This window comes from Streptococcus parasuis (assembly GCF_021654455.1).
Classification (GTDB): domain Bacteria; phylum Bacillota; class Bacilli; order Lactobacillales; family Streptococcaceae; genus Streptococcus; species Streptococcus parasuis.
Window position 1 is genome coordinate 1,159,624 of sequence record NZ_AP024276.1, and the last position, 26,783, is coordinate 1,186,406.

A 26,783-nucleotide genomic window follows, 5' to 3' on the forward strand; every position below is an offset into this window, starting at 1 on the left:
TTGTTAAGCCATTTTCAGACTTATTTTGCGATTGGGTAAACAGATACTTGTTTCTTATCGCGACCTTTACGTTCGAAGCGTACAACGCCTTCTACTTTAGCGTAAAGAGTGTCATCTCCACCACGACCTACGTTAGCTCCTGGGTAGATTTTTGTACCACGTTGACGGTAAAGAATTGAACCACCTGATACAGTTTGGCCGTCAGCAGCTTTCGCACCAAGGCGTTTCGCTTGTGAGTCACGACCGTTTGACGTTGAACCTCCACCTTTTTTGTGGGCCATAAATTGCAAGTTAGCAAGATTCAAGTTTAACATATGTTATTCCTCCGAATTTCTGTAATGATTGCTTCAACCTACGCCTTAAGCGTTGATAGCGTTGATAACAACTTTTGTGTAAGGTTGACGGTGACCTTGTTTGCGGTGGCTACCTTTTTTAGGTTTGTACTTGAAGGTAACAACTTTTTTCTGTTTACCTTGTTTTTCAACAGTACCAACAACAGTAGCGCCTGCTACAAGTGGAGTACCCACAACAGTTTTCTCACCACCAACAAGAACTACTTCTTCGAAAGTAACTTCTTGACCTGCTTCAACGTTCAATTTTTCAACGTAGATAGCTTGACCGACTTCAACTTTAACTTGTTTGCCGCCAGTTTTAATGATTGCGTATGTGCTCATTATGCACCTCCTATGATTTTTGGGCCTTGCCCGAATTTGATGTGAAGACTCGCCTAGTACCGTGGGACGAACCACTTTATCTTGCTCAATAAAAATTAAGTTCAGACTAGGCGACGCAGACGCAGGTAGAACTTAGGTTCACCAAGTTAAGTCAACGACGTTTGAGCTTAATTTTTGCAGAGCAACGGCATTCGTGCGGTTGCACAGGATGTGTGCATAGTCAACAGTCCTATTATAACAAAAACACCTGCAAATGCAAGTGTTTTGTATCACTTTTCTTACATTTCGAAAACTTCGCTCTCCTGCTTGTTTGGTAAGAACAGAGAGAGGACAATTCCGACCAAGGCTAGCAAGAGCCAGGTCAGAGACTGTTGGGATAATGGCAGAGCTGCATAGAAAGCTTTGACTGGCTCCAAGCCCAACTGACCTGCCACTACTTCCACAAGAGACATAACCGTCACCACACCCACTGTTAGCTGCATACCGTAGACAGAAAGTGGAACAAATTTACTAACAATAATAATCATAACCAGACAAATGGTAATCGGATAAAGGACCAAGAGCACCGGAATCGAAAAGGCGATAATCTTACTCAAGCCAAGATTGGCAATTCCAAAACCAATCAAGGTGAAAATAGTTGCATAGACTTTATAAGATAATCGTGGGAAACGGTCATTGAAAAACTGTCCAGTCGATACAATCAAGCCAACTGTTGTTGTGAAGCAGGTTACCGTTACCATCAGAGCCAAGAAAAGCTGAGCTGACGGACCAAAAATTGCCTGTGTTGCAGCCGATAAGATATAGACCCCTTTGTGCGTATCCGATGCCAACACATCTGCCGGTACTGGGAAATGATTCCCAAGAAAAGCTAAGCCTACATAGAGTGCTGAGAAGGCTAGGGCTACAACAATACCCACAGCCCAGATAGTTGAAATGTATTCTTTCTTAGAAGAAAAGCCGAGCTGTTTCAAGGTTGTCACTGCCACCACACTGAAGGCAACAGAAGCTAAGGCATCCAAGGTATTGTAGCCTTCTATAAATCCTGTACCAAAGGCCTGGCTAGCTGAATAGGCCTCTGAAGCTGCCAGTGGTTGTGTCTGCCCATACTTGACAATACCCAGAACGACCAAAATGACGATTAAAATCGCAAAAACAGGTGTCAAAATTCGGCCGATGCTATCCAAAATCTTTGATGGATTGAGCGAAATGAGATAGGCGATAAAAAAGTACAAGGCAGTAAAGACAAATAACCACAGTTGTGTGTTTTGTCCCTCCAACATGGGTGCAATCCCCATATCAAAAGCAGTTGTTGCTGTACGTGGAATTGCAAAAAATGGTCCAATCGCCAAATACAAGGCAACAAGATAAACAGTAGCAAACAAGGGTGAAATCTTGCGTGAGATCTCATGCACGTACCCTTTAGGGTTAAGTGTTCCTACAATCAAAGCAATCACGGCAATACCGACACCAGATACAACAAATCCTAAAATAGCTGGCCAGAAATGTTCACCAGACAAAACACCGAGCGCTGGAGGAAAAATCAAATTTCCTGCACCAAAAAACATTCCAAACAGTAGTAAACCTGTTAAGGCTCCTTTTTTCATAAAAACTCCTTCAAATCTTTTTCGAAAGTCCATTATACCACAAAAATTCGATTTTTCCGAACGTTAGGTTATAATGGTAACGACACCTAAGTCAAATAATTAAAAAACGCATCAAATCAAGTTAATAGTAACCTTCATTTGATGCGCTGAATGAATTTCTTTCTAAAATTGTCTATTCTTTCCCAACCGTGTCAGGCATTAAACTTCGTCAACAGTTTACAGTAAATCTTCGATTAAATTGTCAATCTCATCTTTTGCTTCCACTTTTGGAGTAATTTCTGTCACAATAATTCCTGCAACAGCACGTTCTACCAATCCTTCTACATCCATACGAGCTTCGTACTGCTCGACATTTTTGATTTTAGGGTTGGTTTTTGGACGGTCAGGGGCAAAGATGGTACAGCAATCCTCAAATGGCTGGATGGAAATGTCAAATGTATCAATTTCTTGAGCAATATCAATAATTTCCAACTTGTCCATGGTAACGACAGGACGGATAACAGGTGTATTGGTCACCGCATTGATAGCCTGCATGGATTCCAAGGTCTGACTTGCCACTTGTCCTAGACTTTCACCGTTGATAATAACCATGGCACCACGTTCTTCACGAACTCGGTCTGTAATCCGCATCATGAAGCGACGTGTTAAGGTCATCAAATAAGCTTCAGGTGCCTTTTCCTTGATTTCTTCCTGAATTTCTGTAAATGGCACTTCAATAAAGGTGATATTACCACCAAAGGCAGTCAATTTACGAGTCAAATCATGGGCTTTCTTAAGTGCACCTGGACTCGTGTAAGGCGGGCTAGCAAAGTGAAGAGCTTCGATTTCGACCCCACGTTTGAGAGCCAAATAGCCCGCAACAGGCGAATCAATACCGCCCGATAACATCAGCGTTCCTTTTCCAGATGTTCCAACTGGAAGACCACCTGCTCCCTTGATTTCTTCATGGGAAATATAAGCAGCGTCAGGACGGATTTCCACTCGCAAGGTAATATCTGGAGACTTCATTTGCACTTGCACATTTGGAATAGCTGAGAAGACCGCATCTCCAAGGACTTGGTTAAGGTCACGGCTGTCCAATTCAAAATTGTGGTCACTACGACGCGCAGCAATCTTGAAGGTCATACCGTCCTTATAAATGTTTTTCATGATGTCTTGAACCGCTTCTTTCAAAGCTGGAACAGACTTTTCAACCTTATAAGATGGCGCAAAATTTTGGATTCCAAAAATCTTCTTCAAAGAAGCGGAAACTTCCTGATAGTCTGCTCCATTCAAATAGACATGACCACGGTCACGGTCAAAATAAACCGTCACTTCTGGGTAAACAGAAAGGACATGCTTGATATTATTGCGGAGTTTGTTAACAAACCGCATCTTGTTTTTCCCTTTGGTTGACAATTCGCCATAGCGAATCATAATTTCTGAATAGTTCATTCTACCTTACTTTCTGTGTATTGTGATAAATTTGTTTAAAAATTGTGAGGAATTGTTCGATTTGCCCCATATCATTGTCATCATCCAAGCTGACACGGACAGCAGTTTGTGCCAACTTCTGAGGAACGCCCATGGCAATTAATGTACCCGCAGGTTTCCCAGCCTTAGACGAGCAGGCAGATGTAGTTGAAATATAAATCTGATGGTCCTCAAAAGCATGAACAATGACCTCACCACGAATATTCTTAATTCCAAAGGTCAAAATACTAGGTACAAAGTTTTCCATTCCAGAAAAGACCGTCACATCTTGATACTTACTCAATTCATTCACCAGAATCTGCTTCATAGCTGCTAGTTGCTTTTGGCTATCTGATGCCTTGTCCAGGGTCAAGCGAAGCGCCTTAGCTGTAGCGGCAATACCAGCCACATTTTCAGTTGTTGAGCGTTTGTCGCTTTCCTGTCCTCCTCCTGTCAATAGCGGAGCGATTTTCTTACCTGCTTTGATATAGACGAACCCTACACCTCTTACAGAATGGAATTTGTGACCTGAAAAACTGGCAAAATCAACTCGGTCTGTCAGATACCGTTCCGTTGGCACCTTGCCGATAGCCTGCACAGCGTCCACATGGAAGGAGATGGTGGGTTTATCAGCTAGAAGTTGTGAAATTTCCTGAATCGGCTGAATGGCACCGATTTCATTGTTGACGGCCATGATAGAAACCAATGTAGTTTCTGGACGAATCAAGCTTTCTAAGGCTGAAACATCAACAAATCCTTGGGCATTGACCGGAGCCAAATCCACCTCAAAACCTTGTGTTTTGAGCCAAAGTGCTGACTCTTTTACCGCTGGATGCTCGATAGCTGAAACGATGATGTGCTTACCCAGATGAGCTTTCTCAAAAGCAACTCCCTTGATGACCCAGTTATCACCTTCTGTACCGCCTGAAGTAAAAAAGATTTCCTTGCTTTCTTTCCCCAATAGCTCTGCTATTTGCTTACGGGATGCTTCTAGGATTCGTGTCGCCTGAGTGCCCAGATTGTGCAGGCTGGAGGGATTTCCCCAAATTTTCGTAGCAACTTCCGTGTACGTTTTAATAACTTCTGGATGAGTCTGTGTTGTGGCTGCGTTATCGAAATAGATCATTATTTTCATTCCTTTGTTTGCAATAGTCCTATTTTATCACGTTTCACATCTTGTTTCCACTCTTTAAGTTAGATTTAAACTTCATTTCGTACACTAGGTTCGGAGGTATAACATGAATACACGTACAAAAAAAGAAAAACCGACAAAAGTCGCTGGTCTTTCCCATTTCCAAAAGGTTCTGACCTTTATTGGATCCATCTTAGGGATTATCACTGCATGCATTACAATTTACACTTTTAGCTCCAAATCATCTGCTCAATCAGTGTCAAGTACAAGCAGCTCAACTGTACAAGTGCCTTCTAGTACTGCTACACAAAGTTCTAGTCAAGAAGGAACGACCAGTAGTTCTTCAACTGACTCATCTACATCAACAGCAGATGAGACTACTCAAACAACTACAAGTAGCTCAACAGCAACATCAGAAGTCTCCTCTGCTTCTACTGATTCCTCCTCAACAGGAACAAGCACTGAAACAAGTTCAACTACAACTTCCAGTGAAGAAGTGACTAGCGGAGCTTCTGAAAATACTTCTGGTCAATAAAAACACATAAATACTTGTCTCCCTATTTACTATTTGATATACTAATTTTGGGAGGTGATGGAATGAAATACTTCATCCTAAAGGTGCCAACTTTCTTATGGCTACTCACTTTAACAATTTTAGGTAATTTTTTCCTATATTCACTTTTTCCAAATCCGTTTGTGTCCTATTTTCTCATTGTCTTAGGAAACCTAACTGTTTATAGTATATATATTTCAAATAAGATTTATGATGAAAATGGGCAATATACTCCTTTACAGACTCTTTGGTGGTGGGTTTTGGGTTTTGTAGTCATATCCATTGTGATGAAATTTTTCTTTCAAACCACTTTAACACAATTATTTGTAATTATAATATTCATCATACTCGGCGGATTTGGTTACCGTCTTATTGAACACTTTGCCATTTACAGATATCATTACTTGGAAAAGGAACGTCAAAAACGCCTTTAATTCATCTCCACAAAAAAATCAAAAACAGATTGGGTATCACAAGGAAAACTCAATCTGTTTTTTATATACTTCATTCAAGATTCGAAAACGTCTTCGAGGCGGTTCATAACCCTCACCTAAAATTCCGGTCCCATTCCCTAGTTTGGTCCTTCTTGGTGTAAAAGAATTCAGATAAGGTTGGGTCATCCATAACTTTTACGATTTCAAGCAAATCATAGGCTAAATCTAATTGACTCAGTTCGGATTTCTTAACCCATCGAACTTCTCCCTCTTCAGTTGAGTGGATAGTTCCTGAAAACTCCGTAGCCTTATAAAGAAAGACAATATAGCGATGTCCTTCTTTGTCAGGCCAGTGCTTAGTACCAACCAAGCGGGGATTTGAGATCTTCTGAATAAATAAAAATGCCAGGATTGAACACCCAGCTTCATTATCTTATTTATTTTGATATGTCCTACATGCAATAACTAAGCAAAATTTCCAAATAATTTCTATAGCAATTGTTCTATTTCTAAAATTACAATTAAATTTCTCATACATGTTTAATTAGATTCCAAAAGATTCAATTTCCTCAGATTCTCGTTTCTTAAAAAAGCATCTACTTCACTTTGAATAGCACAAAAGAGAAGACGACACCCATCTCCTCTCATGCTTATTTATAAGTCAACTCAATACAGTTGACAATGAGCCTCTTACAATCAAATGCTATTCAAAGATTTTTTTAAATTCCCTAATTTCACACCTCGCATATTCCAAATAACAGAAATTAAAGTGATCAATAGGATAAGCATGGTGACTAATCGTACCACTTGAAGGGTAAACATCACACTCAAACCTGAAAAATAGGGTATCTGCCGTAGATAAAATTTGTAAATGAGTTTATCTAAACCGTAAGCTAAACCTAGACAAGTAAGAAAGACAATAAGATTTTCACATAAAATCAGCCAAGCAAGTTGTCCCCTACTATACCCTAGGCTATACAAAACAGCCAGTTCCCGATTTCTTTTTCTAAAATAACCTTTGTTCAAAAAAGTAATTACTAAACCTAAAGTGAGTGAGATAATACATGTGATGCTCAGCATTTTCTTGGTCTCATACTGATAAATCTTAGCATACTCCCCTGTTTTCCAACTTAACTGACTGGTCAGTCGATATTTTGGAAAGAGTTGGTCTAAATTTTGAGAAATCGTCTCAACATCTTTCGGCGATTGCGCTTTAACAAGTAGGGTCGTGTAGCCCAATCCAACAGCTGTTTTATAGCTATCAAGCGTATCAAATATATTTGAGAGATAGGCTGCATTTTCTTTTGACGAACCAATAAATGCGATTTTATCCTCTTCATACATTTGTGCAATATCTGTCTCTTCATCCAAAATCCCTTGGCCATCCCAGCCCAAATAGATAGCGTAAGTTGGCTGAAGTGTATCTTGATAGTTAGTTCGATAAATCCCCGACACTTGGTAGCTTCTCTCAACCAAATTCGTAGATTCTCCATATTTAAATGTAGTTAAATTGACCGAATGCCCTATAAACTGATCAAAATCATCACTTCCAAAGTAAATCTGCGCAAAAATATCAGGTAAAACGACTTCTAAACTTTGATTTTGTGGAAATTCTCCCGTAAGTAAAGTGATATTTTGGGTATTGTAATCTTTAGCAAAAGCTTTCGGACTACTCAATCCTAAAAATTTAAAAGTCAACTTAGTATCTTGGTTTAAAAAGCCAATATCCTTTTTTAAAAAGTCTGGCAACTCTTCTACTTCATAAGTCAAATCAATTTCATAGCCGTCTTTATCCGACAATGCCATTTGACGCCCTAAGGTTAAAGCGACATCTTCAACACCTTTAATTTGGCGTACCTGTTCATAATCTGCCTGAGAAAAATAAATCCGCTGGCCATCTAAACTCGAAGAAATATTGTTCTCACGATTTTGGACTGTGACATCATTTTTAAGCTCTTGCGTATCAATCATGATGAGCCTATCAGAGACACCTGAAAACATGCGATTGTAAGTACCAACGACTGTACTGTAATAAAAAGAAAAGCCTAAAATAAACAAAGAAAAAATAAGCATTATCGGGACAGCAAGCAATAACAATTCAAACTTATTAGCTCGCAGGGCTGATAAAATATAGCGCCCCAACTTTTTCTTTTTTATCTCTGTAGACTGGATCTCTGTAGGCTGGTGGAAAAGAGCAATTTCCGGCTCAGTTTTTCCCACCTCACGGCGAACCTTTAAATTTTTTTCTTTAATCTCTAAGACAATGTCCGAGTAGTCAATAATCAGGCGATCATGACTAATAATCAAAACTGTAACCCCTGTATGTTTTATCGCTGTTAGATATTCCAGCAATTTTTCTGTCGTCTCAGTATCCAAGCCACTGGTTGGTTCATCTAACAGTAATATTTTAGGTTTAAACAGCATCGCTCGCGCAATCGCAACACGTTGCTTTTGCCCACCACTTAAGTCTGCTACACGCTGATCAGCGAATTCTAAAATATCTAATTTTTTTAATACTTCTGTTATAGCCGCATCATCAAAATCGCCTGCATTTTTTAAATTATCAAGAACACTCAAACCCTCCGTGAGTTTGTAATCTTGAAAAACTAGCTGTAAATCCCTATTTCTTATGGTTTGCCAGTCTTTTTGCTTTAACTCTCGGACATTTCGTTCAAATAAAAAATAGTCGCCCTCATAATCAAAATCTAAGCCAAAAATAATATTTAAAAGCGTTGTCTTGCCTGAACCGCTCGCACCAATGACCGTATAAATCAAACCGGATTGTTCTATGGTAAAGTCTAATTGATGAAAAATTTCTCTCTTACTGTACTTTTTATTGATATTACTAAGGTTTATCATAGAATCCCCCTTAAAGATCGCTATAACTATAAAACAGACTACGTTTTCTATTTAAACAAGCTAATAAATCATATTAATGTTTTAGCTATTAAACCAAGGGTCATAGGATGTACTAGAAGTAATCACTTCTCCATATCTATCTAATGCTGGTTGACCCCAACATATGTGAACATCACTTTTATTCTTTCCTATACGAACCGTCTTGCTACCAATAGTATCCCCATTTGCCCGCATTACTTTTAAAGTAAAGGTCGTTGAGTCTGAACGGTTTACAGTACCTGTTTCAGAAACACCATTTGCATCCCATTGGATAACCGATTTCCAATTACCAGAGGCTGCAAGTACTGGAGCTGCTGTTCCAATAATACTAGAAAAAATAGCAAGACTCATAAGAGCAGTTATAATTCTTTTCTTCTTGATTATATTCTCCTAAAAATGAAGAGATAGCTTAAGAAAACTTAGTCCGTTCTCTATTATTATAGTATTTTTTCCTCCTTCAGTCAAGCGCTTTCACTTTTCAAACACGCCGTACGCATGAAAACTTTCATCTCTCCTTTTGTCCCCGGAAATAACCGCTTTAAACTTGGTATCTACCTTTTTACAACCACCTTTATCCTCAATGTCCAAATAATTGTGGCAAATAATCCTCCAAATGGACAGAAATATAGCGTTGTTTACGGCGGTAACTCAATTTCTCCTTAGGGAAGGTCATCATTTGTAAGTGATGAAGACAAACTTTACGAATAGCATTCAAATTGAAGGCGGCTCGTTTATCTAATGTTTGGTTCTTATCTTCTCTGTAAACTACATCTAACAACCAATACTTCGGTTAATTGTTCAGCCCTTCGCTCCACCTCTATTACAGAAGTTTCATCGCTACTATGGCCTCGGCTGACTTCTCATGATTCGTTGTTACTACGTCTTTGACGCTCATGAGACCTCACGGGATAAGTCGTACATCTTTCCTCGTTTACTCTCGTGATTTACGTCTATAGGTTACGACTACCTTTTTTGGACTTTAGACTTATATGCCCCCTCATCCCCTATATATGCCTTGTTATCACGTTTCTGTTCGTAGAGCCACGATTTCGCTATCCCTTCCTCTGACGGTCTTGGTTTCTAGCGTCAGACTTAAAACAGTCTCTCCCCAGACCGTTTTAATCCGCTACCTCACGATAGTCAGGCTTGGGAGTCGCTTTGGGGTTCACCGGTAGCGGGTGTCCACGGAGGACTTTCACCTCAGATGTACGACATGCCCGTCGTACATATAAAAAAGCGATAAAGCAAACTGCTCTATCGCCTAGATTGTAATAACCTTACATGATTTCAGCTGGTGGTAAAATGGGCTTTGGTATAGGAATCGGCTTCGGATATTTAATTGGTTTAATTGTTCCGATTCCATATAGTGGTGGTCGAAGGCTTCCGCCTGAAATATGGGACAGTTGAGAGAGATCTAGTTCTTTAAGCATCTAATATGCCTCCTTCTATAAAATTATTATTAACCAAGCATTAGAATAAGATAATTAACAACAGATACAATAACCAGTAATCCGTTATTCAGTAGATGCACAACAATCGAATCGACAATGTTTTCACGACGAGCGTATGCCAAGTAAAAAATTGCTCCTAACAGGAAATACACAATAAACTCGATTGGATAGAATATATGTAACAATGCAAAAATGGAAGAGCTCACAGTCAATTTCAACCACTTACGATTGTTTTTGAAAAAATAACGACCAAAGAATCCTCTGAACACAAGTTCTTCCAAGATAGGAGCAAAGATACCAATTGCAAGATGAAAGGCTACAAAGTATAAAGGGAACATCCGGCTAAGCTGCTCATTGGTTGCCATCAAGGCTGCATCATTTGCTGATGTTGCATTAGCCGTGACCATTTGAATTAAAAAGGTCCCACCAATGGCTACTAGACGAGTAGCAAGATAAAAGAGAAGAGCAATTCCAAAGTCTTTCCAGCTAAAGGGTAATTTTTCCTTTTCATCCTTGTTTTTATATTTTTTCCAAACAAGAACAAGGACGATACCAGTAACCAATAAATAACCTAGACTAGCAAGCCACTGTATATAAGTTGGCGTTGTCTCCTGAGTAGCAATCAATCTCATTGGAAAGATATTGACACTTAAGGTAAGAAAGATTAGCCCAATAAACTTCAGTATATTTTTAAAACGTTGCATTATCTAACCCTCCTGCTTAGTTCTCAAACGACTGATGCCTGTGAATCCCGAAGCTAGCAAGAAGGCTAGACCGATACGCACAAGATTAATCGAATTAACCTCTCCAGTTCTAGGCAAAGTTGTGGCTCCAGAAACTCCAGTAACACGACTTGCTAGTGGTGTGACCTGTGATGTGGAGCTTACTGGCTTAATCAAGGTTTCTTCTTGATTTTCTTGCTCTTTACCATCAACTTTGAGACTCTCATCTTTGGTACTGACATTTTCTATAGATCTATCTGTAACCTCTTTGGATTGTTCTGAAGAATCAGCCTTGGTTTTATCAGAGGAAGAGTCGGTTTCAGACAACTCTTGATTCGAAATCTCCTCAGTGTTAGCTTGATTATCAAAAGCAGTACCTGACTGTGTCCCTTCCTCTTGATTGGTTGTATTCTGTTCACCATTCTCAAGCTCTTCTGCAGGTTGTTCAGGTGATTTTCCAAGATAGAGGTAGTCGTAAAGTTGCTGAGCATTAACTCCTCCACCGACCCATCCAGAAACAGGCTGACCATTTTTAAGGTAGAGAATGGTTGGCGTTCCAGGGATACCGACTGTTTTGAACAAGAACTCTTTAGCCTCATCATCTGCACTATCTGTATCGTAATACTCCAACTGACCAGCAATCAGCTGATTAAACTCCTTCAAGTCTGGTGAAAATTGACGGCAATAGTAACAGGTTCCACGACCGAAATACAAGGTGTGTTCCAAACCGTCAGCCGTAAAAGCTGCATGAACATCGTCAATAGTTACCTTCTTAAAATCAGCGACATTTGTCGCATACTCCTCGCTGGTCACTTCTGCAAGTTCCTCACCGGTTGTAGCTTCACCTGTCTGATCAGGTGTTGTTTGGCTAGATGGCTGTTCTGCCAATAGAGAAGGACTCTGTGCTTCTAATGCATTAGTTTCAGAACTGTCAGCCAAAACAGAACTAGTAACCAAAACCGCCAAAGCCGCTGTACTTAAAAGTAGTGATTTGAATAGTGTTTTCTTCATGATGAAACTCCTTTGTTATTGATAATCTTATTCTATAATTTTTACGAGAAAAATATCGCGCAAATCCTAAACAGTCATCGAAACGTCCTGAATGTTTTTTTAAAGTGTCTTAATGTTATTCTTAGTTGAAAAGGAACGGATTTTTATCTCCGCTCCTTCTATTAATTTTGCTTGCGATTAGCTTTATGATGTTAAATAAGCTTAGGCATCTCTATTTCTTATCAATATAGTATTTCAAACCTAATATAAATAGAGACATGATAATTAAACAAATTATTGCTTATAAGTAACCAATAAATCTCTGATAAAATTCAAGCGCAAACAATCCTCTAAAGATACCTAGTGTCCCCATAACTCCAGTAATAAAGATAAATATAAGTTGCATCCTCTTTAATGAATAACTGATTTCTCGTTTAGCCCTTCTCGTACTCCTAATAACGATTATCGTACTAACAATAGCAATTATAACTACGATAACTTGGGTGACAATATAAATATCTAACATTCGACGCAAAAAACAAGAATGAAATCAATAATAATGGTAAGTAACCAAATTGGAGAGAATAAGCTCCATTTAGAAATTTCTTGAAGAGGTTACCATTCAAATTATTAAATTCTTATCCCCAAAAATGTTTGTCCTACAAGTGATGAGTAAATTTCTTTAGAGTGGCTTACTTCAATATAATATTTAATTATTATAAGTTCTATAATAACAACCAAGCAGTTATACATAATGAGGCTAGCATTAATCTATCCATCATCTGTTTTTTATTCGGGAAAATCTTTTTCAGAAAAACGTAAGGCAGGGTGTTAATCATTAGGTAAATGATTAATTTATCATCAAAAGTAATAATAGGTCGCCAATCCAGCAGTACCACAAACAACTGCATAGCCCAATCCTGTTACCGGCCCCCCTGCCCAAGCCAATAACATACCACCTAAACAGCCGCCTACTGCAGCACCAAGGTTACCACCTCCAAGGATCCCACATAACTCTTCTGCATTGATTTCTTGATAAACAATAAGATCCATTACCTTCTCCTTATCCAAACTTACTTCCAATTTTACCACCTACACATACAAGACCACCAGCTATTGCTCCAACATGAAATCCTACAAATGCTCCCGGCAAGGAAGTTACACCAAATGTTGCCATACCACCCACAAAGCCTGCTCCCGCTGTTGTAATTGCAGTACCAAATATCGCATTTACGCAATCTCTATCTGAAAAACCACCCTCTACAGTAGCAAGAGTATCAGTACTAATCACGTTGAATTGTTCGATTGTTTTTGTATTCATAATTAAATACCTCCTTTATGATATAGATTTATATTTTGTCGGGTTGCAACCTTGACAAGTCTAGTATAGCACTTCTTCAAAAAATAATTTCCCCATTTCCTGAACAGTCATTTAACTTTCCTATATGGGAAAATTTTACCGTTCAAGAAGATAAAATAACCGTTCAGGTATGTATTATTTAGGAAGAGCCGAAATATCTTTTTCCCATTCAGGACGTTTCGATGACCATTTAAGATTTGGACATTTTTTTCTTTGATTTTTTGTCATAATAGTATTGTCACTAACAAGAAAGGATTTGTCAAATGACAGCTTACAAACGAACCTCTGTTCCTCAAATCGATGCCAGAGACTGTGGTGTGGCTGCTTTAGCCTCTATTGCCAAGTTTTATGGCTCTGATTATTCCCTAGCTCATTTGAGAGAGTTGGCCAAAACCAATAAGGAAGGAACGACCGCTGTTATTAATAATCTTATTCTATAATTTTTACGAGAAAAATATCACGCAAATCCTAAACAGTTATCGAAACGTCTTGAATGGGAAAATATCCATGCCAAACAGAAATTATCCCTCAAGATATTCTCTATAATGGTTTCTCAGAGAGCATTTCTTTTCTCCTCGTAAAATTTTTATGGGGACCTCTAAAAACTAATTTTCTAAAATTTAAAATGTTGATTTAACAAGGTTTTCGTAACTCCAAATTCGCAATTTTGGGAGTTTATAGAGGTGCCCTTATAAATTATGATTATATCGTTACAAATAAAAACCACAATATCTAAAAAATAATAGACATTGCGGTTTTAAGAGACCTTATAGATAATACTAACTAGAAACCCAGAAGAGCCAAGCATTCCAAATAATATGTAGGATTAGGGCAGGATAAATCGTTTTCGAACGCTTAAATAGAGTACCGTAAATCAGACCTATTCCAAAATAAACAACAAAATCAGATAATTTAATGCCCTGAAGAACTGTATGAGCAAGGGAGAAAAATACTGCTGACACCAAGAGGTCCAAGCCTATACTTCTAAAACGTTCCAAATTTTTAATAATCAAGGCACGAAACACAAGTTCTTCGCTAATTGGACCGATGAAAATTCCATAAATATAAAAGAGATATAATTCTAATCCTGTTCCACTATAAGTATCGAGAAGCTTTTGATTTTCTGGTACAGGAAAGAGACGATTCACAATGATTGACCAAATGGTCAAGGCAACAAAACCTAAACAAATAGCCAGTATTGGTCTTCTACTAATTTTATCTAACTGAAATATTTTCCCATATCCCTGATAGTACAGCAATATAAGCGTTACACAGCCAATAAGTAAGACTGAAAGATCGAACAACAACTCACTCTTGATAAATCCCACTCCAAATACATATAACAGTAAGATTGCAAGAGCATAAATATGGTTATTTTTAAAACCAGTAGTAGTCTCCCCCATGTTCTGAATTCCTCCTACAACATCATTTTTTATTTTCGTTTCCGGATAACACTACCAATACCATCTATAAAACCATTCCACATATCTCTCAACCCTTTAAAAGGGTCGAAACCGCCATTAATTTTTTCAAGATGATATTCTGAGATTGAATTAAACTTATCATACTTCATAATTGATTACTCCTCTCTAACGACAAATATAATCACTTGGAACAATTCTTTGGCCTAGAACCTTTTTAGCAAATATTCTTCCCCAAATTTGTCCCGTACAATAGTCGTTCGACTTTCCGCCAGTAATATCGGCAAGAGAATCTAGATTCAATTGATCGAATTTTGGGTTTGTTTTTGTATTCATAATTAAATACCTCCTTTTTTCTTAATTTTAAAGGTAATTCATATTTATTAGCACCAAGGGGCAACTCCACAGATAGCTTTACCTACTGCATTGATGGCTTTACGAGTATTTTTCCCGATTCTGTACCAAAAATCATATGATTCATTGTCACCGCCATTGATGTATTGCAAGTCAGATGTCGTCAAAGTTTTAAAATGTTTAGTTTTCATTGTTTTTCTCCGCTATTAAAATTATTTCAGCAGTAGTCCTGCTATAATATATGACACAGTGATGAGTGAATTTGTTAAAATATGAGCAAATATGCTATCTCGTAATTGTCTTTGTTTACAATATAAGACACTAAAAAGGAGGCCGCTTATAAAATAATCCAGTAAATTAGCAGATAGTACATAGGTATGGGCATAAGCAAAAAGAAATGATGAGAGGAAGATAGGAAGGTATTTTTGAGTTGGGTTTAATCTCATAAGACTCTCTTGAAAAATCCCCCTAAAGACAACTTCTTCAAGAATTGGACCTGTGAAATGAAGAGCCACTAGCATAACCAACATATTGGGTGAATTGAATTGTTGCACGATATCGTCATTGTTAGCAGAAGCCAAATCCAAGCCGAAACCTATCAACATCGATTTAATCCCAATAATTAACAAGAATGATAATAGCGTCCAACCTACAGTCGTTCTCAAAGAGAGATATTTTTTAACAGGGATATTAGGAAAACACTTGACTTTGACCAGTGATAAGCATCCCAATAACAGCAAGAAAGCTATTAACAAAATCGTTATTTTAAGAACAACACTCCCTTTAAACATATTAATCCCTAAATAAATTGGAATTTGTACCACTAAACTTAAGAAGATTGTTAACACAATCAAACCACATAGTTTTAGTAACCTCATTTTGCTTTTCCTATCTATTACTTGTAGCTAGCTACTTTCTAGCAACTTCCTTTATGCTTTCTACCTTTCAACCCATCTGCAAGACCGCAAATACTAGATAAAATTTGACTATAAGTTGGTAACAATGGGAGAAACCATCCTCCCTCACCACCTTGAACAGTTGCAAGGGCCTCAGAGTTAAGTGTGTTAAATCGTTCCATTTTCTTTGTATTCATCTCGAATACCTCCTTTATGATATAGATTTTATATTTTGTCGGGTTGCAATCTTGACAAGTTTAGTATAGCACTTCTTCAAAAAATAATTTCCCCATTTCCTGAACAGTCATTTAACTTTCCTAAATGGGAAAATTTTACCACTCAAGAAGGTAAAGTGATCTTTTATATAAGTTGACCATACAGATGAATAATCCTTAATAAGTTTGAGCGATCGAGTAGGGACTAATTTCTAGTCCCTCTCACACCACCGTGCGTGCCGTTCGGCACACGGCGGTTCAACTAACTTTTAACGCATGTCGTTTTAGATAATAATCTAGGCAAGAAACCAGTCCACGTTTAGCGAGGACTGGTTTTGATATGGCACGTTTCAGTACAGACCTCTGAGCCACTAATTGATAATGGTCTCCCCAGCCAGATACTTTATCCGCTATCCACTTCGGTACTCCTAATTTGAGAAGTCCCCATAATCGCCTAGATTTCTTCTTCCATTGTTTCCAGATAATAACTCTTATTCGAGTTCTTAGTCGTTCATCAATGCTTTCCATGACTGATTTCATGTTCGTCATAGAAAAGTAGTTTATCCAACCTCGGATGACCCAGTTTAGTCGTTCAATTCGGCTGTCTAAGTCAGTACTCCACTTACGGGCCGTTAGTTTCTTGAGTTTTCTCTTGAAACTCTGTACGCTATCCTGATGCGGACGACTTTTCCAGCCCTCAGATGATTTCCAGAACCCAAATCCTAGGTACTTTATACTCAGTTAAAATCAAAAATAGCGGAAGTCCAGTCTCTATGTACAATTGATTTTAGTTGATAAGCAGTTAAGGTTTGAATAACCTCTTCAAGTTTATCGATTACCTCATTTAACGTCCTAAATACTTTATTCTTGAAACCAAGTTTACGAATCTCAGCCCAGACTTGCTCAATAGGATTCATTTCAGGGGTATAGGGTGGAATGAATGTAAATTCAATATTCTTAGGAATATTTAAGGTCTGAGATTTATGCCAGATGGCATTATCCATGACTAAAATAATATAATCCTCTGGATAAGCTGCTGATAACTGGAGTAAAAACTCATTCATCCAATCACTATTGCATCCACCTGCTATGATGAAAAATGAGTCACCTGTATGGGCATCCACAGCTCCATAACAATAGCGGTACTCACGAATATGGTGACTTGCTACGTGAGGCCGATAACCTTTTGGAGACCAACACGAACCAAGTTTACTGATACGCCCGAAACCCGCCTCATCTTGATACATAAGGCGGATTTTTTGATATTCTTTCTCATCAATAAAGCGCTTACTCGTTCTCTCCTCGAATAAAGATTTTATTTTTAGACGCTAAAATGGTTTCGGCGTCTGCTTTTTTCGGATGTTGGGGACGTGGGCTAACTTTACGCCAACCATGACGTTTCAGGAGAGCATAGAAACCTTCTCGGGTTGTCTTGTGCCCAACTCTCTCTTGATAAGCTTTAAAGAGGGTATTAACGGTAACGAATTCTCCATTCAAAGAGGAAGAGAGATGCTCTTTAAGGAAAACTTCTTCCTCCTCATGCGTCATATACGAACGGCGGCGACCACCACGATTTTCCTTTAATAGGGCCTCTAAGCCACCATTTAGATAGCGATTCAATAAGTTTCGGACTGTCTGATGGACAAAACCTACCGATTTAGCTACGGATGTTAAATTATGGCATTCAGAATAAAGAATGAGTGCCTGTATTTTTCTATGATGCGGAGCATTATTTTTGTTTTTAAGTGCTTGCTTTAATTCTTCAACTTGTGTCTGGGTAAATTCTTTTGTCATAATACTATCATATCGCTATTTTTGATTTTTGTTAAGTATTAATTTGCTCGGTCTCACAATCTTGGTCTTGGTCATGTTGACTTTCAAACCTAATCGTTTTTCAATATAACGACTAATTGAATGCATCACACGTTTAGCCGCCGCCTCACTACCGACTGTGATGACGCAGTCATCTGCGTAGCGAACGAAGCGTTCCAACTCTTTATCTAGCTCATTAAGCATGATATTGGACAGGAGCGGTGATAGGTTTCCTCCCTGTGGAGTTCCAACTAGTGTTTTATACCGTTGTCCGTTGATGACTACACCTGAATGAAGGTACTTACGAATTAAAGATTCTGTATCTCCATCTTGGATAATGTTATGAACAAGTGACATCAGTCTATCTTGAGGAACGGTATCGAAGAACTTCTCAAGGTCTATGTCTACTATCCACTCATAGCCGTCATTAAGGTATTCTAATAACTGGATAACGGCATGTTCGCAGGACCGATTGGGTCTGAATCCGTAGCTCTTATCAGAGAAATAGGGTTCACAGATAGGACTAATGACTTGGACAATGGCTTGTTGTATCATTCTATCCATGACCGTTGGAATGCCTAGCTGGCGAACTCCGCCGTTAGGCTTGGGAATTTCAACTCGTAAAACGGGCTGTGGTTTGTACTTTCTCTGCTTTATGAGTTCTTTAGTTGAACGCCAGTGTTTGCGGAGATAGTCATCTATTTCGTCAATAGTTACGCCGTCAATTCCTGCTGAACCTTTATTGGCTCTAACTTGATTGTAAGCATCCAACATATTTGAACGTGATAGGATATTATCTAATAACTGTGACATGTGCGTACTCCTTTCTTGTTTCGGTGTCTGTAGGATATCTTATATTGATGAGCTTTCTTCCAGTCAATACGTGACCATCTCCAGTTCTATCAGACCATTCTTTACAGACACAATCGAAGTAGGTATACTTCGGTTTGACAGCCTTTATTTTCAATGTCAAACTTTCAACAGTCACTCCCCTGACTGTTGAAATATTCAGCCCTTCGCTCCACCTCTATTACAGAAATTTCATCGCTACTATGACCTCGGCTGACTTCTCATGATTCGTTGTTACTACGTCTTATTGACGCTCATGAGACCTCACGGGATAAGTCGTACATCTTTCCTCGTTTAGACAAGATATGAGGACGTAAAAGGTCTAAGTGAAAATAGGAATTCTGACGAAGAGTCCAGTGACTCTAGGAGGAATTATCTTTTTCACACTGACCTTAGTCCGAATTCAATTACACTCGTGATTTACGCATATAGGTTACGACTACCTTTTTTGGACTTTGGTGCTTGTAGCCACCTTATCCGCTATATACGCCTTTGTATCACGTTTCTGTTCGTAGCGCCACGATTTCGCTATCCCTTCCTCTGACGATCTTGGTTTCTAGCGTCAGACTTAAAACGGTCTCTCCCCAGACCGTTTTAATCCGCTACCTCACGATAGTCAGGCTTGGGAGTCGCTATAGGGTTCACCGGTAGCGGGTGCCCGCAGAGGACTTTCACCTCAGATGTACGACATGCCCGTCGTACTACAAAAAAGACTGGACATTTTTGCCCAGTCTTTAAAATCACACCTGTATCTGAAGTATAGTTATTTGTCAATAATGAATATCTTTTAGCTATCTAAAAAATTTTCATTATTGTCCAAATTTAATCTCCTTCAAAGTATAACTTAGTACAATTATATCCTGTTAGAAATCCAAAACCAGCTGCTGACACTAAAGCAACACCCCAACCAATAGGACCTGTTACTGCTCCAGCTCCAGCAATTGTGCCTAGTGCACCACTTGCGGACAGAAAACAATCTGATACATTTCCTCCACCTGAAACTTTTTCTAAAATATCATCTTTAATTTCTGCTATCATCATTGTTCCTCCTAGTCTCCATTGTAATAAAGTGCAGTACATGACCATCCAGTGGCAAAACCAGCGGTACCAGCTGCGCCACCAAGAGCAGCAAGTGCTAACCACCCTGTAGGGCCTGTAGCAGCAATTGCCAAGACCCCAGCAGAGGCAAGAATACCATTCACACAGTCATTCACATTTCCGCCTCCAGAAATCGTCTCTAATTTTTCGACATTTAATTCTAACATATCTACTCCTTTTGTTTTGATTTTATAAGTCCTATTATCGAAAAAACTACTAGAACTATTGACATTAAACTAGTAAAAATAACTACCTTTGATTCTAAACCAATGGAAAAAATTAATATTCCGTAAAGAATATTTGCAATATAGTAAATTTTACTCTTTAACATTGTCCACCTCCAGATACAAATTTTTTGACGGGTTGCAACCTTGACAAATTAAGTATAGCACTTCTTCAAAAATAATTTCCCCATTTCCTGAACAGTCATTTAACTTTCCTAAATGGGTAAAATTTATCGTTACTTATTGATATTGGTAAACCAAATCAAAAGTCACACCAATAATTTATATTAGTGTGACGACAAACAATATTAGAAACATCAAGTTTTACTGGACCAGAAAAGCTGATCTACCAATACATTAGCAACAGTGATAAAACCAAACTCAAGCAGTATACCCAACTTTCTAAGCCATACTTATCCAATAAATAGCCACTCAGATAGAGCTATAAATCTCCATAAAGAGCCAATTTAAGAAATCGATTCATACAATCATACTTACCTTTCCTCACAAATAATCTACCGTAATCCTTATCTTTGAAAACTCTCCTCAATCACATTGGTAAAAATTGAAAATATTTACAAGAGAGAGACTAGTATAACAAAGCTATTGTAGCCAATATGACTTAAAATTGGCAAAGATAAATTATCACTTACTTTATAGGAAATACCATAAATTATTCCAGAGATTGCATAAAATAGGAAAGAAATCATGTTTACCGGACCGTGAACAAAAGCAAATAAGCAGGAAGTTAAGATTAGTCCTAATACTGAATTTTGGAATACTCCATTTTGAATAAAACCTCTAAAGATAAGCTCTTCTTCAATAGGACCAAAAATTGACACTGATAAAATATATGAAATACTGTAACCAGTAACTCTTTGCTCTGAAAAAGCAGTCGAAGCTCTTGAAGAGACATGAAAGATACTTGCATAGATATAAACAAAGAGAATATCCAATAATAATAATAGCAATAACTGAATGCATTCTTTTTTTGTTAGAAAGCGAACCACAATCAGATTCACTCTCTGGGCATACTTAATAGCTCCAATTAGAAATATCAGGCATACTATAACTACTAGCATTTCGCGATATTTGTAATCTCCCTGATTAACAACAAATCTTGCTATTCCAAAAATGATTGGGAAAATCAAAGCAATTACTAAATATTTTATTCTCTTTGCCATAAAAACTTCCTACCATTTACTAAATAATTATCTCTCTAACACTGAGGTAAAACTTTACCCGGATAAGCAGGGGTATAATAGTCACACACAGGACAAGTTCCTCCCTTACCAGGATTTTTCAAGCTTTCTTCAAACCAAGCCCACCAATTTTTCGGATGAAGTGTTGAACCATATCCGTTTCCACCCAAAATTACTTCCAAATCATCTAAATTAATATTATTAAAATTTTCCATATTACCTACTCCTCTTAATGACATGGTAAAACTGGTGCTGGGTACGCTGAACCATAGTTATAACAGAATGGTGGCGGGCTACTAGGTTTATCAGGTCTGTGGGCTAGCCACCTACCAATACTATCGCCCAATTTAAAATAATTAGGCAAATCTCCCCAAGGAGTGTCTGCACCATTGATATTTTCTAATTCTAAATCTGACAATATTTTTAGATGTTTCATTTTGCTTTCCTCATCATTTCTTTAAGCATTTAAGGTAACTTGGCACAATACCAGTGTTTTCCATTGTCCATAATACACTTCTCATCTGTATATCCAGCCACAACACCATATACGAATACACCCGCAGGTATAACCCACCAGGCTACTCCACCTTCTACCATACAAAGTATAGTATCATCAATTAGTTCAAATTGTTCCATCGTCTTCGTATTCATGATGAATACCTCCAGTATAATATTAATTTTTTCTTTCGTCTTGTTGCAACCTTGACAAGTCTAGTGTAGCATTTTCTCAAAAAATAATTTCCCCATTTCCTGAACAGTCATTTAACTTTCCTAAATGGGAAAATTTTACCATTCAAGAAGGGAAAGCGACCGTTCAGGTATGTATTGTTTAGGAAGAGCCGAAATATCTTTTTACCATTCAGGACGTTTCGATGACCATTTAAGATTTGGATATTTTTTTCTGTGATTTTTTTGTCATAATAGTCTTGTCACTAACAAGAAAGGATTTGACAAATGACAGCTTACAAACGAACTTTTGTTCCTCAAATCGATGCCAGAGACTGTGGTGTGGCTGCTTTAGCCTCTATTGCCAAGTTTTATGGTTCTGATTATTCCCTAGCTCATTTGAGAGAATTGGCCAAAACCAATAAGGAAGGAACGACCGCACTTGGTATCGTCAAAGCAGCCAAAGAGATGGGCTTTGAAACTAGAGCCATCCAGGCTGACATGAGCCTCTTTGATATGGATGATGTTCCCTATCCCTTCATCGTTCACGTCAATAAAGAAGGCAAACTGCAACACTACTATGTGGTCTATCACAACAAAAAAGACCACCTCATCATTGGTGATCCTGACCCTACTGTCAAAGTCACCAAGATGACCAAGGAGCGGTTTGCTTCTGAATGGACAGGCGTCGCTATCTTTCTGGCTCCAGAACCCAGCTATAAGCCTCACAAAGATAAAAAGAACGGCCTGATGAGCTTTCTCCCTCTTATTTTCAGGCAACGTGCGCTTATCTTTTATATCGTCTTGGCTAGCCTTTTGGTGACGCTTATCAATATTGGTGGTTCTTACTACCTGCAAGGGATTTTGGATGAATACATTCCTAATCAAATGAAGTCAACCTTGGGGATTATCTCCATCGGCCTGATTATCACCTACATCCTCCAGCAGATGATGAGTTTCTCACGAGATTACCTTTTGACTGTGCTCAGCCAGCGGCTAAGTATTGATGTGATTCTTTCCTATATCCGTCATATCTTTGAACTGCCCATGTCCTTCTTCGCGACGCGGCGGACTGGTGAGGTTATCTCTCGCTTTACAGATGCCAATTCAATCATTGATGCCCTGGCATCGACCATTTTGTCACTCTTCCTTGATGTCTCTATTTTGACCATCGTCGGTGGTGTGCTTTTGGTACAAAACACCAACCTCTTCCTGCTCTCCTTAATTTCAGTTCCCATTTACATCATCATTATTTTTGCTTTTATGAAGCCGTTTGAGAAGATGAATAACGATGTTATGCAGAGCAATTCCATGGTCAGCTCTGCCATTATCGAAGACATCAACGGCATTGAAACCATCAAATCCTTGACCAGCGAAGAAAGCCGCTACCAGAAGATTGATAGCGAGTTCGTAGATTACCTGGACAAATCCTTCAAACTCAGTAAATACTCTATCCTGCAAACTACCCTTAAACAGGGAGCTCAGCTCATTCTAAATATTGTCATCTTGTGGTTTGGGGCTCAGCTAGTCATGAACGGACACATTTCAGTTGGACAACTGATCACCTTCAACACCCTTCTATCTTATTTTACCAATCCTTTAGAAAATATTATAAACCTCCAAACCAAGCTCCAGTCTGCCAAGGTGGCTAACAATCGCCTGAATGAAGTCTATCTGGTTGAGTCTGAATTCAGTAACAGTCAGACCTTAACAGATTCACAGTTCCTGACTGGCGATATTCGCTTTGAAGACCTTTCCTATAAGTACGGTTTCGGACGTGACACCCTATCGGATATCAATCTGACCATCAAACAAGGCGATAAGGTCAGTCTAGTGGGAATTAGCGGCTCAGGAAAGACAACCTTGGCCAAGATGATTGTCAATTTCTTTGAGCCTTACAAGGGTCGAATCACCATCAACAACAATGACCTTAAACTAATTGATAAAAAGACGCTTCGGCAACACATTAACTACCTCCCACAACAAGCTTATATCTTCAGTGGTTCAATCTTAGAAAACTTGACTTTAGGGGCTAATCAACTGATTAGTCAGGAAGATATTATCAGAGCTTGTGAGATCGCTGAAATTCGACAAGATATCGAGCAGATGCCTATGGGCTATCAAACAGAATTGTCTGACGGAGCTGGCTTATCGGGTGGTCAAAAGCAACGGATTGCTTTGGCTAGGGCTCTACTGACTAAAGCCCCTGTTCTTATTCTTGATGAAGCCACTAGCGGCCTTGATGTGCTAACGGAGAAAAAGGTCATTGATAATTTAATGGCCATGGCAGACAAGACCATTATCTTTGTCGCACACCGCCTCAGTATTTCTGAGCGAACCAACCAAGTTATCGTTCTTGACCAAGGGAAGGTCATTGAGACTGGTTCACATCACGAATTGATGACCAAACAAGGTTTCTACCATCATCTATTTAGCAAGTAAGGAGACTAAGCATGAACCCTAATTTGTTCAAAAGTGCTGAATTTTACCAGCGGCGCTACCATAATTTTGCGACACACTTAATTGTCCCCTTGATATTATTAGTCGGCTTTCTTCTAACCTTCTCCCTTTTTGCCCAAAAGGAGGTTACCGTCACATCAAGAGGTGAAATTACTCCGACGACAATCATCGCTTCCATCCAATCCACCAGCAATAACCCTATCACAACCAATAATCTAGCCAATAACAAGCTGGTTAAAAAGAATGAGCTCATCATCCAATACGCTGAAACTATGGAGAGTTCCCAAAAACAAGCCCTTGAAACCCAGCTAGCCACTCTAAATAGACAGAAAACTGGACTTGAAACCCTCAAAGAAAGCCTGTCACAGGGAACGAACCTCTTTACAGGGGAGGACGAATTTGGCTATATCAATACTTTTAACAACTTTATCACCCAGTCACAGGACATCGAACTAGGAATTTCCAAAACCAATGCAGAGGTGAGTAACCAGGCCGCCCTAGCAGGTAATACCATTGCTGCGATTGACACGCAAATCAATCAAATCTATCACCAAATAGCAGAATACGAGGAGCTTCGTCAAGACATTACCAATAGACAGACCAGTTTATCAGCTGACAATCCACACCAAGCCACCTTAAACAATTTCTTAGCCCAATCCCAACAAGACTCCCAGACAGGATTAACTGATCAATACCTTTCTCAAATCAACCAAAGTATCTCAGGGCTAGAATCATCCATAGCTAGTCTGAACATCCAACGAGCTGGAACTGGCTCTGTTGCAACCTATGATAACAGCTTTGTAACAAAGGTTTAGGTCCTAAGAACACAGTTTTTACAATCGGCCTCTCAGCAGCTGACCACCCTTGAAACGCAAATCACAGAGCTAGTGGCACAGCTAGAGCAAGCATCCGTCCGACTAGAAAACAATACCATTACAGCTCCTGAAACAGGGGTAATCCATCTCAATAGTGAGTTTGAAGGAAAGTCTTTGATTCCAAGCGGTAGTGAAATCGCTCAGATTTACCCCAATATCAATCAAACCAAAGAATTCCTCATTACTTACTACGTGACTTCAGAACATGTCGCCTTACTCAAAGAAAAACAAGACGTACGCCTGAGCTTAGAAAAAGTTGGCAACCAAAGCATCACTGTTGTTGGAAAAATTAAGTCTATCGATAAAACTGCTACTAAAACTGAGGAGGGGAATCTTTTCAAAGTTACTGCCTTGGCTCAACTATCCGACAAGCATAGCGACGTCATCCAGTACGGTCTCCAGGGTCGAGTCACAAGTATCATTGCCAAGAAGACTTACTTTGATTACTACAAGGATAAAATTTTATCCAACCATGATTAACCATTTAGGAAAGTTAAATGACTGTTCAGGATTTGAATGTCAAAAATCGCCATATTTTGTGTATAATAAATTAAAACTTATATAAAGGAGGTCCTTATATGACCAAGCATCGAACTTCTCTCACTGCATTCACAGAGCTTTCTCCTTCAGAACTTCACCGCATCTCTGGGGGAGATTGGTGGAGTGATTGGATGAAATATTTTCCTAGGTCAAAGCAAACCATAGACAGCAATAATAAATATAAACTGGGCTAACATCAAAAAATCTGGACCGAGGGATTAAATCCCACGGTCCAACTTTTTTTATTATGTGACTTTTAGTCCGTCACGCTCCGTAAGATGCGTGACACGTGACAAATAAACCACCCGCTATGCGGGTGCGCGACGAAGGTTATACCAAAAAAACTCCAAACGCGATACAATAAAGGTGTTCAAGCCTATTGTAAAGCGAGAGGAGAAAAGTATGGCACAAAAGGCACATAGTTTATCACATACAAAGTGGTTGTGTAAGTACCACATTGTCTTCACACCTAAGTATAGACGAAAAATCATCTATAATCAATATCGAAGTAGTTTGGGAGAAATATTCCGACGTTTGTGTAGTTATAAAGGCGTAGAAATTATCGAAGGACATCTGATGCCGGATCATGTTCATATGTTAGTCAGTATTCCTCCGAGATTAAGTGTATCAAGCTTTATGGGATATTTAAAAGGTAAGAGTGCTCTTATGATGTTTGATAAACACGCTAATCTCAAATATAAATTTGGCAATCGTCATTTCTGGGCAGAGGGATACTATGTAAGTACGGTTGGACTTAATGAAGCCACAATAAAGAAATATATACAAGAACAGGAAAAACATGATATAGCACTTGATAAGTTAAGTGTAAAAGAGTATGAAGATCCCTTTAGGGATAATGGCAAGTAGTACGAATGCCTCTTTAAGAGGCTAGTGACGAGTC

29 protein-coding genes and 6 pseudogenes are annotated in these 26,783 nt (G+C 38.7%); 6 read left to right on the plus strand and 29 right to left on the minus strand.

The window, feature by feature from the left end; genetic code table 11:
* Nucleotides 1-20 precede the first annotated feature (20 nt).
* The 5 genes from rpmA to L6410_RS05820 form a co-directional block, all read right to left on the minus strand.
* Nucleotides 21-314, minus strand: coding sequence for a 50S ribosomal protein L27 (rpmA, locus tag L6410_RS05800; RefSeq protein ID WP_009909754.1), 294 nt, complete (start codon nucleotides 312-314; stop codon nucleotides 21-23).
* A gap of 45 nt (nucleotides 315-359) precedes the next feature.
* Nucleotides 360-674, minus strand: a complete 315-nt coding sequence (gene rplU, locus L6410_RS05805; RefSeq protein WP_002941330.1) for a 50S ribosomal protein L21 — start codon at nucleotides 672-674, stop codon at nucleotides 360-362.
* 278 nt (nucleotides 675-952) lie between these two features.
* On the minus strand, nucleotides 953-2,278 hold the full coding sequence (gene brnQ / locus L6410_RS05810) for a branched-chain amino acid transport system II carrier protein (RefSeq protein WP_237395086.1): 1,326 nt from the start codon (nucleotides 2,276-2,278) through the stop codon (nucleotides 953-955).
* Nucleotides 2,279-2,494: 216 nt separating this feature from the next.
* Nucleotides 2,495-3,712 (minus strand): tRNA uracil 4-sulfurtransferase ThiI, encoded by a 1,218-nt coding sequence (gene thiI, locus L6410_RS05815; protein ID WP_024397079.1) that lies wholly within the window; start codon nucleotides 3,710-3,712, stop codon nucleotides 2,495-2,497.
* Nucleotide 3,713: 1 nt separating this feature from the next.
* Nucleotides 3,714-4,856, minus strand: a complete 1,143-nt coding sequence (locus L6410_RS05820; protein WP_024397078.1) for a cysteine desulfurase family protein — start codon at nucleotides 4,854-4,856, stop codon at nucleotides 3,714-3,716.
* A gap of 112 nt (nucleotides 4,857-4,968) precedes the next feature.
* Here L6410_RS05820 and L6410_RS05825 point away from each other — a divergent pair, with 112 nt between their 5' ends.
* Nucleotides 4,969-5,397: a DUF6556 family protein gene (locus L6410_RS05825; protein WP_237395087.1), complete on the plus strand. Its 429-nt coding sequence runs from the start codon at nucleotides 4,969-4,971 to the stop codon at nucleotides 5,395-5,397.
* 564 nt (nucleotides 5,398-5,961) lie between these two features.
* On the opposite strand, the pseudogene L6410_RS05830 reads toward L6410_RS05825, so the two are convergent.
* From L6410_RS05830 to L6410_RS05870, 9 genes and pseudogenes are all read right to left on the minus strand, one after another.
* Nucleotides 5,962-6,234 (minus strand): annotated as a pseudogene (locus tag L6410_RS05830) (NUDIX hydrolase); the annotation flags it as partial.
* Nucleotides 6,235-6,545: 311 nt separating this feature from the next.
* Nucleotides 6,546-8,708, minus strand: a complete 2,163-nt coding sequence (locus L6410_RS05835) for an ABC transporter ATP-binding protein/permease (protein WP_222381060.1) — start codon at nucleotides 8,706-8,708, stop codon at nucleotides 6,546-6,548.
* Nucleotides 8,709-8,789: 81 nt separating this feature from the next.
* The gene (locus tag L6410_RS05840; RefSeq protein ID WP_222381062.1) at nucleotides 8,790-9,098 is read right to left on the minus strand and encodes a hypothetical protein; all 309 of its coding nucleotides are present in this window, start codon (nucleotides 9,096-9,098) and stop codon (nucleotides 8,790-8,792) included.
* A 226-nt stretch (nucleotides 9,099-9,324) separates the two neighbouring features.
* Nucleotides 9,325-9,531: pseudogene (locus tag L6410_RS05845) on the minus strand (ISAs1 family transposase); the annotation flags it as partial.
* 493 nt (nucleotides 9,532-10,024) lie between these two features.
* Nucleotides 10,025-10,177 carry a hypothetical protein gene (locus L6410_RS05850; protein WP_153309318.1) on the minus strand — a complete coding sequence of 51 codons (153 nt, stop codon included), beginning with the start codon at nucleotides 10,175-10,177 and terminating at the stop codon, nucleotides 10,025-10,027.
* Between the two features lie 29 nt (nucleotides 10,178-10,206).
* The gene (locus L6410_RS05855; RefSeq protein WP_237395088.1) at nucleotides 10,207-10,902 is read right to left on the minus strand and encodes a CPBP family intramembrane glutamic endopeptidase; all 696 of its coding nucleotides are present in this window, start codon (nucleotides 10,900-10,902) and stop codon (nucleotides 10,207-10,209) included.
* Between the two features lie 3 nt (nucleotides 10,903-10,905).
* Nucleotides 10,906-11,931 (minus strand): thioredoxin family protein, encoded by a 1,026-nt coding sequence (locus L6410_RS05860; RefSeq protein WP_237395089.1) that lies wholly within the window; start codon nucleotides 11,929-11,931, stop codon nucleotides 10,906-10,908.
* 840 nt (nucleotides 11,932-12,771) lie between these two features.
* Nucleotides 12,772-12,963, minus strand: coding sequence for a class IIb bacteriocin, lactobin A/cerein 7B family (locus L6410_RS05865; RefSeq protein ID WP_172103808.1), 192 nt, complete (start codon nucleotides 12,961-12,963; stop codon nucleotides 12,772-12,774).
* Nucleotides 12,964-12,973: 10 nt separating this feature from the next.
* On the minus strand, nucleotides 12,974-13,231 hold the full coding sequence (locus L6410_RS05870; RefSeq protein ID WP_172096808.1) for a Blp family class II bacteriocin: 258 nt from the start codon (nucleotides 13,229-13,231) through the stop codon (nucleotides 12,974-12,976).
* A gap of 302 nt (nucleotides 13,232-13,533) precedes the next feature.
* On the opposite strand from L6410_RS05870, the pseudogene L6410_RS05875 reads away from it, so the two are divergent.
* A pseudogene (locus L6410_RS05875) lies at nucleotides 13,534-13,689 on the plus strand (cysteine peptidase family C39 domain-containing protein); the annotation flags it as partial.
* 360 nt (nucleotides 13,690-14,049) lie between these two features.
* Here L6410_RS05875 and L6410_RS05880 read toward each other — a convergent pair.
* From L6410_RS05880 to L6410_RS05950, 15 genes and pseudogenes are all read right to left on the minus strand, one after another.
* Entirely contained in the window at nucleotides 14,050-14,673 is a 624-nt protein-coding gene (locus tag L6410_RS05880; protein ID WP_172103807.1) for a CPBP family intramembrane glutamic endopeptidase, read from the minus strand.
* 29 nt (nucleotides 14,674-14,702) lie between these two features.
* A complete protein-coding gene (locus L6410_RS05885) occupies nucleotides 14,703-14,843 on the minus strand; it encodes a hypothetical protein (protein WP_172096806.1) in 141 nt (46 codons plus the stop codon).
* Between the two features lie 16 nt (nucleotides 14,844-14,859).
* The gene (locus L6410_RS05890; protein ID WP_172096805.1) at nucleotides 14,860-15,027 is read right to left on the minus strand and encodes a hypothetical protein; all 168 of its coding nucleotides are present in this window, start codon (nucleotides 15,025-15,027) and stop codon (nucleotides 14,860-14,862) included.
* A 47-nt stretch (nucleotides 15,028-15,074) separates the two neighbouring features.
* A complete protein-coding gene (locus tag L6410_RS05895) occupies nucleotides 15,075-15,236 on the minus strand; it encodes a hypothetical protein (RefSeq protein ID WP_172103806.1) in 162 nt (53 codons plus the stop codon).
* A gap of 21 nt (nucleotides 15,237-15,257) precedes the next feature.
* Nucleotides 15,258-15,923 carry a CPBP family intramembrane glutamic endopeptidase gene (locus L6410_RS05900; RefSeq protein WP_172103805.1) on the minus strand — a complete coding sequence of 222 codons (666 nt, stop codon included), beginning with the start codon at nucleotides 15,921-15,923 and terminating at the stop codon, nucleotides 15,258-15,260.
* A gap of 38 nt (nucleotides 15,924-15,961) precedes the next feature.
* Entirely contained in the window at nucleotides 15,962-16,138 is a 177-nt protein-coding gene (locus L6410_RS05905) for a ComC/BlpC family leader-containing pheromone/bacteriocin (RefSeq protein WP_153309315.1), read from the minus strand.
* Between the two features lie 276 nt (nucleotides 16,139-16,414).
* Nucleotides 16,415-16,891 (minus strand): annotated as a pseudogene (locus L6410_RS05910) (group II intron maturase-specific domain-containing protein); the annotation flags it as partial.
* Between the two features lie 2 nt (nucleotides 16,892-16,893).
* A protein-coding gene (locus L6410_RS05915; RefSeq protein ID WP_419579990.1) for an IS630 family transposase occupies nucleotides 16,894-17,950 on the minus strand; the annotation gives its coding sequence in 2 pieces (ribosomal slippage) (nucleotides 16,894-17,484 and nucleotides 17,486-17,950; 1,056 coding nt in all).
* A gap of 39 nt (nucleotides 17,951-17,989) precedes the next feature.
* Nucleotides 17,990-18,781: pseudogene (gene ltrA, locus L6410_RS05920) on the minus strand (group II intron reverse transcriptase/maturase); the annotation flags it as partial.
* An 858-nt stretch (nucleotides 18,782-19,639) separates the two neighbouring features.
* On the minus strand, nucleotides 19,640-19,858 hold the full coding sequence (locus L6410_RS05925) for a hypothetical protein (protein WP_024404836.1): 219 nt from the start codon (nucleotides 19,856-19,858) through the stop codon (nucleotides 19,640-19,642).
* Nucleotides 19,859-19,866: 8 nt separating this feature from the next.
* The gene (locus L6410_RS05930) at nucleotides 19,867-20,082 is read right to left on the minus strand and encodes a hypothetical protein (RefSeq protein WP_024404835.1); all 216 of its coding nucleotides are present in this window, start codon (nucleotides 20,080-20,082) and stop codon (nucleotides 19,867-19,869) included.
* Nucleotides 20,083-20,714: 632 nt separating this feature from the next.
* Nucleotides 20,715-21,323 (minus strand): CPBP family intramembrane glutamic endopeptidase, encoded by a 609-nt coding sequence (locus L6410_RS05935; RefSeq protein WP_024404834.1) that lies wholly within the window; start codon nucleotides 21,321-21,323, stop codon nucleotides 20,715-20,717.
* 35 nt (nucleotides 21,324-21,358) lie between these two features.
* On the minus strand, nucleotides 21,359-21,556 hold the full coding sequence (locus tag L6410_RS05940; protein WP_237395090.1) for a hypothetical protein: 198 nt from the start codon (nucleotides 21,554-21,556) through the stop codon (nucleotides 21,359-21,361).
* 14 nt (nucleotides 21,557-21,570) lie between these two features.
* The gene (locus tag L6410_RS05945) at nucleotides 21,571-21,777 is read right to left on the minus strand and encodes a hypothetical protein (protein ID WP_024404832.1); all 207 of its coding nucleotides are present in this window, start codon (nucleotides 21,775-21,777) and stop codon (nucleotides 21,571-21,573) included.
* Nucleotides 21,778-21,806: 29 nt separating this feature from the next.
* A complete protein-coding gene (locus tag L6410_RS05950; RefSeq protein ID WP_024404831.1) occupies nucleotides 21,807-21,992 on the minus strand; it encodes a hypothetical protein in 186 nt (61 codons plus the stop codon).
* Nucleotides 21,993-22,295: 303 nt separating this feature from the next.
* On the opposite strand from L6410_RS05950, the gene L6410_RS05955 reads away from it, so the two are divergent.
* The 4 genes and pseudogenes from L6410_RS05955 (at nucleotide 22,296) to tnpA (ending at nucleotide 26,749) form a co-directional block, all read left to right on the plus strand.
* Nucleotides 22,296-24,449, plus strand: coding sequence for a peptide cleavage/export ABC transporter (locus L6410_RS05955; RefSeq protein ID WP_024404830.1), 2,154 nt, complete (start codon nucleotides 22,296-22,298; stop codon nucleotides 24,447-24,449).
* An 11-nt stretch (nucleotides 24,450-24,460) separates the two neighbouring features.
* Nucleotides 24,461-25,822: pseudogene (locus L6410_RS05960) on the plus strand (bacteriocin secretion accessory protein).
* 98 nt (nucleotides 25,823-25,920) lie between these two features.
* Nucleotides 25,921-26,076, plus strand: a complete 156-nt coding sequence (locus L6410_RS05965) for a ComC/BlpC family leader-containing pheromone/bacteriocin (protein WP_237395091.1) — start codon at nucleotides 25,921-25,923, stop codon at nucleotides 26,074-26,076.
* A gap of 208 nt (nucleotides 26,077-26,284) precedes the next feature.
* The gene (tnpA, locus tag L6410_RS05970; protein WP_029172398.1) at nucleotides 26,285-26,749 is read left to right on the plus strand and encodes an IS200/IS605-like element ISSsu4 family transposase; all 465 of its coding nucleotides are present in this window, start codon (nucleotides 26,285-26,287) and stop codon (nucleotides 26,747-26,749) included.
* The last annotated feature ends 34 nt before the right edge of the window (nucleotides 26,750-26,783 follow it).